The organism is Arthrobacter sp. ISL-85, from assembly GCF_018613675.1.
GTDB lineage: Bacteria > Actinomycetota > Actinomycetes > Actinomycetales > Micrococcaceae > Arthrobacter.
Map to the genome: position 1 here is coordinate 15,000 of NZ_JAGGPQ010000031.1, position 12,913 is coordinate 27,912.

The window sequence follows — 12,913 nt, forward strand, 5'->3', positions numbered from 1 at the left end:
GCCCGTAAATTCTGGAAGGAACAAGATTCACATGCAAAACCTCAACGTCGGCCTCATCGGAGGCGGGTTCATGGGCAAGGCCCACTCCTTGGCATACGCCGCCATGCCTATGTTCTTCTGGCCCGCACCCGCGATGCCGGTCCGCAAAGTCATTGCCGAAGCCAACGCGGACCTCGCCTCCGAGGCGGCCCGCCGCTTCGGCTTCGAAAATTCCACTTCGGACTGGCGCAGCATCATCGACGACCCGGACATCCACGTCGTCGACATTGCCACACCCAACCACCTGCACGCCGAGATCGCCATCGCCGCCGCAGAAGCCGGCAAGCACATCATCTGCGAAAAGCCCCTCGCCCGCACTGGCGAAGAATCCAAGGCCATGTACGACGCCGTCAAGGACGCCAACATCGTCCACATGGTCGCTTTCAACTACCGCCGCACTCCCGCCGTCGCACTGGCAAAGAAATACATTGAAGAAGGTGCCATCGGACAAATCCTAAACTTCCGCGGAACCTACCTGCAGGACTGGTCCGCAGACCCCAGCTCCCCGCTGTCCTGGCGCTTCCAGAAGTCCATCGCCGGTTCCGGTGCCCTCGGTGACATCGCAACCCACGTCATAGACATGGCCCGCTACCTCGTTGGCGAGTTCAGCGCCGTCAACGCTGTCCTGTCCACCTGGATCCCCGAGCGGCCACTGCAGACAGGTGGAGCAGACGCCCTCGGCAACGTACGGGGCGGGGAAGGCCCCAAGGGCCAGGTCGACGTCGATGACGAGGTCATGACAATGATCCGCTTCGCGAACGGCGCTGTAGGTTCCGTGGAAGCAACCCGCAACGCCCACGGCAGGAACAACTACATCACCTTCGAAATCCACGGAACCGAAGGCAGCATCGTGTTCAACTACGAACGGCGCGATGAACTGCAGGTCGCCTTCGCTTCCGACCAGGCCGATCGCCGCGGATTCCGCACGGTCTACACCGGGCCGGCCCACCCGTACGGAGAAGGACTTTGGCCCATTCCTGCACTCGGGATCGGGTACGGCGAAACGAAGATCATCGAAGCCCATGACTTCTTCAAGGCCATCGCGGAGGGCGGCAGCGTCAGTCCCAACTTTGCAGACGGCTACCAGGTCGCCCTGATCGACGACGCGATCGTCGAATCCACGGCCAAGGAATCATGGGTCGAGGTCCCACAAATCGAGGCCTGACCCATCAACCTCGGGAGGGGCGGCACCGCACCGCCCCTCCCCGAACCGCAGGACCATCACCGAGGAACATCAGATGCCACATCCCCTTCCACACGGTCAGGAAACTGCCGAAGTCTGGCTAATGCCGGTTTTCATCGCCAAGGCCGGTTACGAAGCTCAGCTACAAGAAGTCCTCCACTCGCTGCAGACGCTAAGCCGAAAAGACCCGGGATGCCTGGAGTACACCGTCTTCGCAGACGGGGGGCGACCCGGCACCTTCGTCCTCTTCGAAGGATGGGCCCGCCAAGAGGACCTCGAAGCACACAACGAACAAGACCACGTAGTGGACTTTTTAAAGGGAGTGGACCCGCTATTGGCGGTACCGTTTTTCGTGACTCCCCTCACGCCTGTCAGTTGATCTCCACCGAACGCCCAAGGAGCCCCGAATGCCCCGTCCGTTCACCCTGTTCACCGGCCAGTGGGCCGACCTGCCCTTCGAAGAAGTGGCCCGGCTCGCCTCCGGCTGGGGCTACGACGGCCTCGAGATCGCCGTCTCCGGGGACCACCTGGACGCCTGGCGCTGGGACGAACCCGGCTACGTCGACTCCAAACTCGCAATCCTGGACAAGTACAACCTGAAGGTCTGGGCCATCTCCAACCACCTCAAGGGCCAGGCCGTCTGCGATGACCCCATCGACTTCCGCCACCAAGCCATCGTCGGCACCAAAGTCTGGGGCGACGGCGACCCCGAAGGCGTCCGCACCCGCGCCGCGGAGGAAATGAAGCACACCGCCCGGCTCGCCAAGGCACTCGGCGTGGACACCGTCGTCGGCTTCACCGGCTCCTCCATCTGGCAGTACGTCGCCATGTTCCCGCCCGTCCCCGAAAAAGTCATCGACGCCGGCTACCAGGACTTCGCCGACCGCTGGAACCCCATCCTGGACGTCTTCGACGAACAAGGAGTCCGGTTCGCCCACGAAGTCCACCCGAGCGAGATCGCCTACGACTACTGGACCACCGTCCGCACCCTCGAAGCGATCGGCCACCGCGAACCCTTCGGCCTGAACTGGGACCCCTCCCACATGATGTGGCAGGGCATCGACCCCGTCTCCTTCATCTGGGACTTCAAGGACCGGATTTACCACGTGGACTGCAAGGACACCAAGATCCGCCAAACCGGACGCAACACCGTCATGGGCTCCCACCTGCCCTGGGGCGACCCCCGCCGCGGCTGGGACTTCGTCTCCGCCGGCCGCGGCGACGTCCCCTGGGAAGCCTCCTTCCGTGCCCTCACCGCCATCGGCTACGAGGGCCCCATCAGCATCGAATGGGAAGACGCCGGCATGGACCGCCTCCACGGCGCCCCCGAAGCCCTCAACGCCCTCAAGAAATACGACTTCCCCGCCTCCCAAACCAGCTTCGACGCCGCCTTCAGCAGCAAAGACTAAGGGGTACCCGGCCGTACCGCGCCCTATGGACGTTCCTGACAGCTCAAGGAGATTGGCGTCAACGTTGCCGGAAGCGATGGTTTCGGGGATGCCGGGCGCTTGCGGAACTGGCGGCCCTGGGATTCTTCACCGGCCAGCCTGAATGCACAGTAGGTGAAGCCTCCGGACAGAACCGTCAGGAACAGCGCACGCCAGAACGGATCTTCTTTGCGTGTCCCACTTAGTGAGACAGAATGCTCAGTGTGAATTCAATCGAATCGAAGCCGGCTGCCAGCATGATTGAGCGGGTTTCAATGATCCTTGACGTATTCAGTCCTGAAGAGCCGGTCCTAACAGGAGGGGAGATCGCACGCAGGGCCGGACTTTCCCGGGCGACCGTTGCGCGGATACTCTCGGAACTTGCCAAGCACGATTTCGTCGATCGGGTTCAGTCCGGATACCAGATTGGTATCCGATGTTTTGAATTGGGGCAGATGGCGCAGCAGCCCAAGGATCTTCGCCGACTGGCCCTGGCAACGATGTTTGATTTGCGGCAAGCTACATGCCTGACCGTTCAGCTAGGTGTTCTCGAAGGTAACGACGTGGTCTATATCGAGATCTTGCGTGGCCAGTATCGGGACCTGACGATCCCATCCCGGGTTGGCGGACGTGTACCATGCTATGCGACTGCTGGTGGCAAGGCCCTGCTTGCACACTCCCCTAACCAGGTGGTCGAGGATCTGCTGAACGGTCAGTTGGAGAAGATCGGGCCCAACACCATTACCGACCCCCAGGAACTTCGCGCCGAACTGGAGCTTGCCCGGCGTGAGGGTATTGCCTACGAGCGGGAAGAATCCCATGCTGGCCTGGCTTGCGCGGCGAGTCCCATTCTCCGGGGCGATGGTACGGCTGTGGCCGCCATTTCCATCACCGCTCCGGTCGGGGTGGTGGAGATGAGGCTGGTTGGTCCCGCTGTCCATGCAGCGACACTGGGACTGAACCGCCAAACGGCAGCAGCGCCCCACTGGGCCAAGCTATAAGTGTCTCACTGAGTGAGAGGCGGATTTTGACTACGGCGGCCAGCGCCTGATGCTTATGCCCAGTTCCCGTGATCCGAAGCACGGGGATGCGAGAGCTAAGCAGCAAGGAGTGACCTGTGAAGGCCGCAATCATGAACCAAGCAGGCGCACCGCTTGCCGTCGTCGATGTTGATCTCCAGGCGCCCGGTCCGGGTGAAGTCCGGGTGCGCGTCGACGCGGCGGGCGTCTGCCACAGCGATTACCACTACCTGGTCCAGGACCTGGCGTGCCGGACGCCTATCGTGCTAGGCCACGAAGGCGCTGGCATCGTGCAGGAAGTGGGAGCCGGAGTCAGCCATGTCAGGCCGGGCGACAAGGTGATTCTGACCTGGCGGCCAAGTTGCGGCAGGTGCGAGTACTGCACCAGCGGCTCGCCTGCACTCTGCCGCCTCGGCGCGGTGCACGCTACCCATAACGAACTGCTGCGCGGCGGAACGCGGCTGTCACAGGACGGAAAGCCCGTACATCACTTGATGGGGGTGTCCTGCTTCGCGGAGGAATGCGTGGTATCCGGCGAATCGGTAATCAAGATCCCGCAGGAGGTTCCCGTCGCTGTGGCAGCCATCATGGGTTGTGCAGTGATCACGGGGATGGGCGTGGTGCTGAACGGAATGGGGGCTCCGGCCGGGGAGTCGATCCTTATCGTGGGAGCCGGCGGGGTGGGGCTTTCGGCGGTCATCGGCGCCGCTGCAGTCGGGGCCTATCCGGTAATCGTTGCGGACATTGACGACGAAAAGCTCGCGAAGGCTCGGGAGCTCGGGGCAACCCACACGATCAACACAGGCGAACACGACTTGGCCACCTCCGTGCACGAGATCACCGGTGGGGGTGCACACTGGGCTGTCGAGGCCATCGGCCGGCCCCAGACCATTCGGGAGGCAGTGGTGGCGCTTCGCCCCCGCGGCACGGCGTTCGTGGTGGGACTGTCCAGCGCAGAAGCGGAGATCAACGTGCCCCTGAACCAGGTGGTCCAGCAGGAAAAATCGGTGCGGGGAAGCCTGTACGGCTCTTCCAACCTCTCAGTGCAGATCCCCCAGATCCTGGACATGTATCTGGCAGGCCGTTTGCCGCTCGATGCCCTCATCGGCGCGAAGTTCAGCCTGGACCGGATCAACGAAGCATTCGATTCGCTGACAAGCGGAAACATCGGGCGCTCGGTCATCCTGATGGACACCAACTAACCCTTACCTGCCCGTACCTCAACGTCTCCTAATCCGAGGTGTAGGCGACCCCGGGCCTACCCGACAAAATCGGAACGATGCAGCGTAAGAAGGCAGTCACGGCAGGCGGAGGACCACCAGCCAGGGTCCTGGGCCCGTCACCCACACACCTGAGTAGGGCACCGCGGCGGCCAGGCCACAGCCGCCACCCAACTCGTCAGCTGACGCGACCGCATGCTTTGTCAACACGTCAGAGCAAAATCGGCCCCTGAGGAGGGAATATGTCGTGTCCGAGGTGGGACTCGAACTACATTCCTGGCCTTGCAAACACTGGTCACCCGCGAACATGCGGAATCCGGGGCAGTTCGAAGGTTGTCTGGCCCTAGTACGAGAAGAAAAGTGTTGACATTGTCCACACGTCGTTTCGGGGGGGTGAAGGACTACCGGGGTAGCAGGTGCCCAGAAATCTGGGCGGCAGAGTCCAACAAGTCCATGGTGCCCGCGGCCACTCCGACGACGAGGTCGAAGCCCTCATCTGTGGTGAAGCCATGCCGGTAACCGTTGATCCAGAGCAACAGCACCATGAGCGTCCACGCAGTCCGATTGTTCCCATCAATGAGTGGATGGAACCGGGCGACCGACTCCAACAAAGCGGCCGCCTTCACAGCCAGCTCCGGATAAGCGTCCGCGCCCATGACAGTCGAAGCCGGCCGGGCCAATGCCGAGGTCAACAAGCCAACATCACGGATATGGAAGCCGTACCGATCGACTACGTTAAGGGCATCCTCAATGTCCAGGTACGCGGTCACGCGTCCTCGAGGCGCTTCAGCAGATCAGCGTCATGAGTCATAACAAAATCAAGTCCCTCGCTGATTTCGCGCCGGCGCGCGTGGCGCTGCAGAACCAACTCTGCCCCCTGCAACAGCAGCGCCGACTTGGAGGTGTGTTCCTCGGCAGCCAGCTTCTCCAGCCGACGATCGAGGTCTTCAGGGACACGGAGATTCATAGCCATGCCCTTATGGTACCAAAACGGTACTGACAGCTCAGCCGACTGCACGCACCTTCGATTCGAGTCCCCCGTTCAAGGGGCCGGGGCGCCGGCGTAAAGTTCGCTGTCTGTCTCTTTCAGTCAATCGGGGCGCGCCTAAATCCGACGAGTCCTGGCAGCTCTTACCGAACGTCCATTATCGGCTCTTTGAAATGCCAAGGGCAGGAGCTCGGCAAGGCGTTTCCTGCCTACGTTTTGTCGCTCTCCAGGTCGACCCATTCCCTTGGGGCCAGGAGGTGCCTCCGCGGGAGGGCCTGCGGTTTTGCCGCAATGAGCTTGTCGTAGGTGTAGGCAGCGACCGTCATCGGTGAGGTCCACGGGCCTATGCCCGAGGTAGCTTCTCCAACCTCAACGGAATCTCGCGTGCCTGCGAGGCCGGGACAGTGGGATCGCCCGTGTCGCCAGGCGGTCCCACAAGGGGCTGTTCTTCACATAGCGTGGGGGCAGGGGTTGCAGCTGCACCCGGGACTGCAAGGCGGAGGACGAACATGGATTACATAAAGCTCGGCAACACCGGCATGGACATCTCGCCGCTGGCACTTGGATGTATGACGTACGGGGATCCCGCCCGGGGTCCCCATCCGTGGACGCTGCCTGAAAGTGAGAGCCGCCCGCTGATCCGCCAAGCCGTGGATGCCGGCATCAATTTCTTCGACACCGCAAACGTCTACTCCAACGGCTCCAGCGAGGAGATTGTCGGCAGCGCGCTGGCCGAGTTCACCCGTCGCGAGGAAATCGTGATTGCCACAAAGGTCCACGGCGTGATGCGACCCGGCCCGAACGGAAGGGGACTCTCGCGCAAGGCCATTTTCGCGGAGCTCGACGCCAGCCTGACCCGGCTAGGGACGGACTATGTGGATCTGTACCAAATTCACCGTTGGGATCCCGCCACACCCATCGAGGAAACGCTTGAAGCCCTGCATGACGTCGTCAAGGCCGGAAAAGTCCGCTACATCGGGGCCTCCTCGATGGCCGCATGGCAATTCAGCAAGGCCCTGTATCTGCAGCAGATCAATGGTTGGGTTCGGTTCGTGACGATGCAGGACCACTACAACCTCGTATACCGGGAGGAGGAACGCGAAATGTTTCCCCTCTGCGCCGACCAAAAGATCGGGGTCCTGCCCTGGAGTCCGCTGGCCCGCGGCAAACTGACCCGGGACTGGGACGAGAAAACCAACCGTTCGGAGAAGGACCAGTTCGGTAAGACGCTCTACAGTGCCGAGAGCGGTGACCGGGCGGTCGCCGACGCCGTGCGCGTTATCGCCGAACGCCGAGGGGTGTCACGCGCCCAAGTGGCCCTGGCTTGGGTCTGCTCCAACACTGTGGTCAGCGCGCCTATCGTCGGTGCGAGCAAGCCACAACATCTCCACGACGCTGTGAGCTCTCTCGAGCTAACGCTCACACCGGAGGAAAAGACAGAACTCGAAAATCCGTACGTGCCGCACGAAATCGCGGGATACTGATCCCTCCACCATGACCTTGAATGCGCCGGAGAAGGTAATAGATGGCCGCGGTGCGCTGAGACATCGCTTCTGGTAATTGGTCGCGCATCTGATCGATCCGCGTCGTACCGAGCGATGAAGGCCGCCAGATTCTGCGCGGCTTCCTCTGGTGTCTGGCCGTCCGACCGGGAGTGTTCGCTGAGGAGACACCAGGGAGGCTCCACAGTTTTGCTCCTATGGCCGCACGGGCGCTGGGAATGGGTCTGTACGAGAGAATAGCCTTAAGGGGTCGGCCCAGGGCTCATCCCAAACAGATCCTGCCTCCCAGCCGCCGGTAAAAACCCGCCGACGTGTATTCTTCCCCGGAACGTTCACCTCTCGCACGACCGGCGCGCCACGGATAGCCCGACGGTCTCGATCAAAACCTGCGCTGACGGTGTATCCCCCTTGGGGAACCGTTCTTACTGCTGAGGCCAAGACACTGCTGCTATGGGGGCAGTGCCCTGGCTCATGGGGTCTGCGGCGAAGGTGAGAGATTTCCTCTCATCCTGATCACGTGTCTGGGCAGGCCGCCGCATCGGCTGTCGGCCGCGCCGGGGAACTTTCCGAGGGACAGGGACTTCGGCAATTGCCCTACGCCGGGCGCGAGGCGTCCATGATGCATGCGAACCTGTAGAGGCACTGAGAATGGACATTCTAGGAGGAAACACCATGGGCTTTGCCGAAGAGCTAAGAAGCAGCTGCGCCGAGGACTGGGATGCCGCCGTCGGGCACGGATTCGTGGACCGGCTGCTGGACGGCAGCCTCCGGGATTCCGTGCTGCGGCACTACCTGGTACAGGATTACCAGTTCTGCGATGCCTTTGTTGCCCTGCTGGGGCAGGCAGTGGCCTCCGCCCCGTCGCTGTCGTCCAGGCTGGTGTTCGCCAAGGTGCTGGGGTTCTTCGCATCGGACGAAAACAGCTATTTCCAGGATTGTTTCGAGGAACTTGCCGTCCCCGAAGCGGAGCGCGACAGCCCCGATCTGACGGTCGCCACCCGCGACTTCGACGCGTTAATGCGCCGCGCTTTGAACACCCGCACCTACCCCGACATTGTTACGGTGCTGCTGGTGGCCGAGTGGTTGTACGGCGACTGGGCGGCACGTGCCGGCGACCCAGACTCCTGGCCGACAGCACCCAAGCACGCCGAATGGATCCGGCTGCACAACAACCCGGAGTACAACGGCTGGGTGGCGTGGCTGCGCGAGGAGTTCAACGCCGTCGAGCCCGCCGACGCGGTGATCCGTGCACGCGTGGCGGCCACCTTCACAGAAGCTGTCCGGCTCGAGCGCGCGTTCTTCGATTCGGCGATAGCGGCAGGCTGACCGGCCGCCGGGGTATGGTCCCGGTCCCGCCAGCCGCCCGTCGCCGCAGCGTTCAGCGCTGGGACCTAAGACCTTCACTCCTGTGGAGCTCTGGTGCGTTCATGTCTGTCCGTTCCTGCAGCCAACACCGGTATCACGCGACTGGAACATGAAGACGACTTACACAGCCCTACTATTCGAGAAGCCGTAATTCTTGGCCCGCAAAGCGAAGGCAATGTGCACAAGTGACAGGCCGACGGATCTTCCCTACCGCCAGCGACGACAGGGAGAGGCTCGGACATCCAGCCTCCGAGCAGTCCAGGCTGCCGGAATCTCCACTATCGGCTCTTTGAAATTGTCGGGCGTACTGGTCCTGAAAGAGCGTCAGGATCGACTCTTCAGTCGGCCATGACGGATAAACGTAGGAAGATGGCGCTGTGAGTGAATCACATCCACATGCTCGATAGAGCAGAGGCTCACCGAGCCCTCCCTTTCCCGACAATCCAGCCGGGCATAAACTGCCACACGGCCGCTACTGGAGCCAGCAACTTACTGGTGGTTCAAGCCCCGCGTCTCGGCAGAACGGCTCCCTCGACAGGTGAATGGGGCCGGGCCGTGGCGCGAACGCGGCACCCAGCACAATCTGTGACAGCCGAAGGCTGCTGGTAACCTCACAGATGACTGGCGGATCCGACGTAGTTACCGTCTGAGCGGCCGTCTTGACGGCCGAAGGGACAGTGGTGCATTTAGGCCCGCCCTGCTGGTGTTCTTGCGGGTCCAGAAGTCCGCGACGAAATCGCAGCCTATAAGCTTCCCCGCGCAGATCCGGTATGTCACAGTGTCAGAACGGCCAGTACGCGGCTGGCTTCAAGTCCTTTCTAGACGCGAAATCCTGGTCGGCTAATAGTCCTCTGGGGTGAACGGAGCACAGCAGCTGATGTTTTCCTTTCAAGCCAGGCCCGGGGCCGGCACAGGAATCTCTCATGTGCGCGCCCCTGCCGTTGGGCTACTGCTCCTAGCTCTGGTCACGGTTTCGGCCTGCCAACCGCAGGCGGGACCGGTACAGCCTACAGGTCCGGCCCCAACTGCCCAGAGGCAGAGCAGCGAAGCGACAGCGCCCTCTACGCCGACACCCGCCCCGCCACCGCAGCCCGCCAATGGTATGTGCGGGGCAACCGGACCGGCGCCGGTACAGTACCAGCACGTCATCTGGATCGCCTTTGAGAACCTGACTCTGCAGCACGCCCAGCAGAAGATGCCGTACTTCAATGGCACCGTGGTGAAGAACTGCGGACTCGCCACCAACTTCACGACCGAACTGCACCCGTCCCTGCCCAATTACATTGCCATGACCTCCGGCTCGACCCAAGGCATCAGCGCGGACTCATCGGACGTGTTGAGTGCGGACAACATCTACAATCAGGTCAAGCAGTCCGGGCGGCAGTGGCGGAATTACGCCTTCGGGATGCCTTTCAACTGTGACCACAACGACAGCTCCAACCTGATCTACACGGCACACCATGAGGCCGCGAACTACTATTCGAATATCGCTGCGGACTGCGCCAACTGGGATGTTCCGGTCGGAAGCCCGAACTTGGTCACCGACACCACGGACGTGACCAATTCACCCCTGGCCACCGCCCTGGATTCCGACACCCTGCCAGCCTTTGCAACCCTCGGGCCAACCGATGACGGCGGATGCTCCTCCTGCGGCGGCGAAGTTGACCCCGGACCTGGCGACCTGTTCCTGCAGCGCTGGATTCCGAAGATCACCAACAGCGCGGCCTACAAGGCAGGTACCGTACTGGTGTACGTGACCTGGGATGAGCCGGAGGACTTCACTACTATCCCCTCCACCCAGGCCGTGGCTACAGCCGTGATCGCGCCGACCATTCCGGCTGGGACAACGTCAGGTACAGCGTTCAACCACTACTCGATGCTCCGTGACACCGAGGACGTCCTGGGTATCACCAACCATTTGGGCAACGCGGCCACCGCACCGTCCATGCGGAGCGCCTTCGGCTACTAAAATGAAAGTCCCCCGCGTGGCCGACCCTTCGGAGCCGGACATGTGCTGGCTCGCAGGCACCGGAAGCATCCGGGCAGTCGATCTGCCCGCCGTCAGCGGGAACGACGCCGGCCGTGGACCTACTGAGAGACCTCCAGTGACCGTCCCGTGTGCAGGTGTGATCATCGCATGTCGGGCCAAGAGACTCCCCCTCCATTCACGCGGCTGCGGTTCAATGACCGTGCTGTCTTATAGGTCTGCCGCGCCCTACGGGCGTACATAGCCTTGCAGCCACGTCCGGCCTCATTTCCCGCGTCGTCCTTTCCGCCCCACGCCTAAGGCATTGATTACGTTCCTCCCGTGACGGCCTTCATCCTGAGCGTTATTTCCGCTGTTGCGGTGCCTCTGACCCGCGCATCCTTGGAAAAAGCCACCAACGCTGTTCCAAGCCAGACGCCAGCGACAGCGGAGCGAAGGAGCGCAGTGAATGGAACCGGCGGGCAGTCAGACCCTGGCCTCACAGCGGCGACCGACGGCGCCGCCGCCAAGTAGCCGTCCGCCTTGGCGAAATACGGTACCGCCAAGGCGGAGGGTGACAGGGGTGAAGCAACAGTCCACCTGTTCGCTGACTATTTACGTTCTGGCCGTGAGCGGTAGACATGACCGGGCAGCAGCGGTGTTCCCTCGAAAAGCTGCGGCACGGTCACGAGCTGGTAGCCCTGCGTTTGCAGGCTGGTGACCAGTTCCTGCTGGCCTGCGATGGTGGTCGGATCCACGTCGTGCATGAGAACCACCGCGCCGGGTGTGATCTCCCTCAGTACTTTGGGCACAAACAGTGCGGGGTTTTTGCTTTGCCAGTCAAGGGAGTCGACGGCCCAGATGATCAGGGGTTTGCCGACGGCGGCCTGCACCATGGCGTCTGCCGCCCCGTACGGGGGGCGCATCAGCGGCGGCGACGAGCCGGTAGCGGCCCGGATCGCGGCATCTGTGCGGTCCATTTCGCTCTTGACCGCTGCGGGGGTGAGTTTGGTCAGGTAAGGGTGGCTGTAGGTGTGGTTGCCGATGGCGTGCCCGGCGTCGGCAACCTGCCGGGCTGTCGCCGGGTGGGCGGCAGCGTTGGCCCCAGTCATGAAGAAGGTCGCCTGTGCGTTCTGGTCTTGCAGAATGGTCAGGAGTTGGGGCGTTGTCTTGGCGTCCGGGCCGTCGTCGTAAGTCAGGGCCGCGCACGGGACCAGGTCGCAATTGACGTGCCGGAGCGCCGGTGCGGTAGCCGGGAGCGTGACTGCAGGGGACCGTAGTTGTGCCAGTACTTTGCGGCCCGCATCGTTGAGCATCGCCTCGGCATCCGAGGCAGGGATGGTTGTTATCCCCGCCCGACGCGATGGCCCTTGTACCGTGGCGACCTGAAGCTCTCCGGCCGGTCCCAGGACCACGTCGGTTGGTGCGGGCTGCTTCGCAGCGGGCGCGGCGATGTCGGCCGGAACCCCACTGACGCGTGAGCGGATCCCGTCCAGGGCCTCAGGCCGCAACAGCTCAACAGCACGCCGCACTTCTCCTGAAACCGTGTCGACGGTGAAAGTTTCAGAACTCTCCGTAATTTTGCCGTCCGCGCCGGTATCCCTGGCTTTCTCCCGGAACAAAACCACGGTTCCACCGGCCAGCACGGGCTCGGCCGTGACGGTGAGGGAAGGGACTTGAGACGGTGAAGCATTCAAGGCCATCCCCGGACGGTAGCGGCCACCGTAGGGGCTGGCCGCTGCAACCGCTTTGTCCAGGGTGGCGAGCAGCCAGGCATCCACGTGCGAGTTCAATCCTGGCAGGCCATCCAGGTACGTCCATGACGCCCTGACCTGGCGTCCTCCCACAACAGCGGTCAAGGACATCGTGTAGCCGCCTGGAACGTTGGCAGGAGGTTGATGCGCAGCCAGAAAGGCTGGCGGGAGCACCAGCGGGGTAGTTGGTTGGCTCACCGTCACGGCGGGTTGGGGACGGGCCCAAGAGGCAGGGGACCCGAACACTCCGTCGCCTGCGCACAAGAGGGCAGTGGCACATAACCAGGCCACGGTTGCCAGCGAAGAGGCAGTAACCCTCCCCCGCCAGGGGCTCTGCCCCGTCAAACCCAAACAACTCCTCGGCGTTGACTCAATAGGCCCTGGACTAGTCTGGGCCCCGAACGGAGCTTACTGTGAAACTGACACTCCACGGCAATAGACGGGACCGAC

General features: G+C 62.6%; 12 protein-coding genes. 9 read left to right on the forward strand and 3 right to left on the reverse strand.

Annotation, left to right across the window (positions count from 1 at the left end; all coding sequences use genetic code 11):
* Positions 1-31: 31 nt before the first annotated feature.
* The 5 genes from J7I84_RS20435 to J7I84_RS20455 all read left to right on the forward strand — a co-directional run bounded on the left by J7I84_RS20435 (position 32) and on the right by J7I84_RS20455 (position 4,870).
* Entirely contained in the window at positions 32-1,204 is a 1,173-nt protein-coding gene (locus J7I84_RS20435) for a Gfo/Idh/MocA family protein (protein ID WP_214946354.1), read from the forward strand.
* A 73-nt stretch (positions 1,205-1,277) separates the two neighbouring features.
* The gene (locus J7I84_RS20440; protein ID WP_214946355.1) at positions 1,278-1,601 is read left to right on the forward strand and encodes a putative quinol monooxygenase; all 324 of its coding nucleotides are present in this window, start codon (positions 1,278-1,280) and stop codon (positions 1,599-1,601) included.
* A gap of 28 nt (positions 1,602-1,629) precedes the next feature.
* On the forward strand, positions 1,630-2,631 hold the full coding sequence (locus tag J7I84_RS20445) for a sugar phosphate isomerase/epimerase (RefSeq protein WP_214946356.1): 1,002 nt from the start codon (positions 1,630-1,632) through the stop codon (positions 2,629-2,631).
* 242 nt (positions 2,632-2,873) lie between these two features.
* The gene (locus tag J7I84_RS20450) at positions 2,874-3,650 is read left to right on the forward strand and encodes an IclR family transcriptional regulator (protein WP_214946357.1); all 777 of its coding nucleotides are present in this window, start codon (positions 2,874-2,876) and stop codon (positions 3,648-3,650) included.
* Positions 3,651-3,766: 116 nt separating this feature from the next.
* On the forward strand, positions 3,767-4,870 hold the full coding sequence (locus J7I84_RS20455) for a zinc-binding dehydrogenase (protein WP_311381181.1): 1,104 nt from the start codon (positions 3,767-3,769) through the stop codon (positions 4,868-4,870).
* 419 nt (positions 4,871-5,289) lie between these two features.
* Here the strand turns inward: J7I84_RS20455 and J7I84_RS20460 are convergent, their stop codons facing one another.
* Both J7I84_RS20460 and J7I84_RS20465 read right to left on the reverse strand, forming a co-directional pair.
* Positions 5,290-5,658: a Fic family protein gene (locus J7I84_RS20460; RefSeq protein WP_214946358.1), complete on the reverse strand. Its 369-nt coding sequence runs from the start codon at positions 5,656-5,658 to the stop codon at positions 5,290-5,292.
* Positions 5,655-5,861 carry a ribbon-helix-helix protein, CopG family gene (locus J7I84_RS20465; RefSeq protein WP_251046888.1) on the reverse strand — a complete coding sequence of 69 codons (207 nt, stop codon included), beginning with the start codon at positions 5,859-5,861 and terminating at the stop codon, positions 5,655-5,657. Before J7I84_RS20465 ends, J7I84_RS20460 begins: the two co-directional genes overlap by 4 nt.
* Positions 5,862-6,385: 524 nt before the next feature.
* On the opposite strand from J7I84_RS20465, the gene J7I84_RS20470 reads away from it, so the two are divergent.
* The 4 genes from J7I84_RS20470 to J7I84_RS20485 all read left to right on the forward strand — a co-directional run bounded on the left by J7I84_RS20470 (position 6,386) and on the right by J7I84_RS20485 (position 11,243).
* A complete protein-coding gene (locus tag J7I84_RS20470; RefSeq protein ID WP_214946359.1) occupies positions 6,386-7,360 on the forward strand; it encodes an aldo/keto reductase in 975 nt (324 codons plus the stop codon).
* A gap of 666 nt (positions 7,361-8,026) precedes the next feature.
* Entirely contained in the window at positions 8,027-8,704 is a 678-nt protein-coding gene (locus J7I84_RS20475) for a TenA family protein (protein WP_251046889.1), read from the forward strand.
* A gap of 1,141 nt (positions 8,705-9,845) precedes the next feature.
* A complete protein-coding gene (locus J7I84_RS20480; protein ID WP_214946360.1) occupies positions 9,846-10,712 on the forward strand; it encodes an alkaline phosphatase family protein in 867 nt (288 codons plus the stop codon).
* Positions 10,713-11,051: 339 nt separating this feature from the next.
* Positions 11,052-11,243 (forward strand): hypothetical protein, encoded by a 192-nt coding sequence (locus J7I84_RS20485; protein ID WP_214946361.1) that lies wholly within the window; start codon positions 11,052-11,054, stop codon positions 11,241-11,243.
* A gap of 77 nt (positions 11,244-11,320) precedes the next feature.
* Here J7I84_RS20485 and J7I84_RS20490 read toward each other — a convergent pair whose 3' ends face one another.
* Positions 11,321-12,574, reverse strand: a complete 1,254-nt coding sequence (locus tag J7I84_RS20490; protein ID WP_251046890.1) for a polysaccharide deacetylase family protein — start codon at positions 12,572-12,574, stop codon at positions 11,321-11,323.
* Between the last annotated feature and the right edge of the window lie 339 nt (positions 12,575-12,913).

Excerpts from the sequence above, each read along its gene's own strand:
- J7I84_RS20435 (WP_214946354.1), top strand. The coding sequence starts at position 32 with ATGCAAAACCTCAACGTCGGCCTCATCGGAGGCGGGTTCATGGGCAAG.
- J7I84_RS20440 (WP_214946355.1), top strand. The coding sequence starts at position 1,278 with ATGCCACATCCCCTTCCACACGGTCAGGAAACTGCCGAAGTCTGGCTA.
- J7I84_RS20445 (WP_214946356.1), top strand. The coding sequence starts at position 1,630 with ATGCCCCGTCCGTTCACCCTGTTCACCGGCCAGTGGGCCGACCTGCCC.
- J7I84_RS20465 (WP_251046888.1), bottom strand. The coding sequence starts at position 5,861 with ATGGCTATGAATCTCCGTGTCCCTGAAGACCTCGATCGTCGGCTGGAG.
- J7I84_RS20470 (WP_214946359.1), top strand. The coding sequence starts at position 6,386 with ATGGATTACATAAAGCTCGGCAACACCGGCATGGACATCTCGCCGCTG.
- J7I84_RS20475 (WP_251046889.1), top strand. The coding sequence starts at position 8,027 with ATGGACATTCTAGGAGGAAACACCATGGGCTTTGCCGAAGAGCTAAGA.
- J7I84_RS20480 (WP_214946360.1), top strand. The coding sequence starts at position 9,846 with ATGTGCGGGGCAACCGGACCGGCGCCGGTACAGTACCAGCACGTCATC.
- J7I84_RS20490 (WP_251046890.1), bottom strand. The coding sequence starts at position 12,574 with ATGTCCTTGACCGCTGTTGTGGGAGGACGCCAGGTCAGGGCGTCATGG.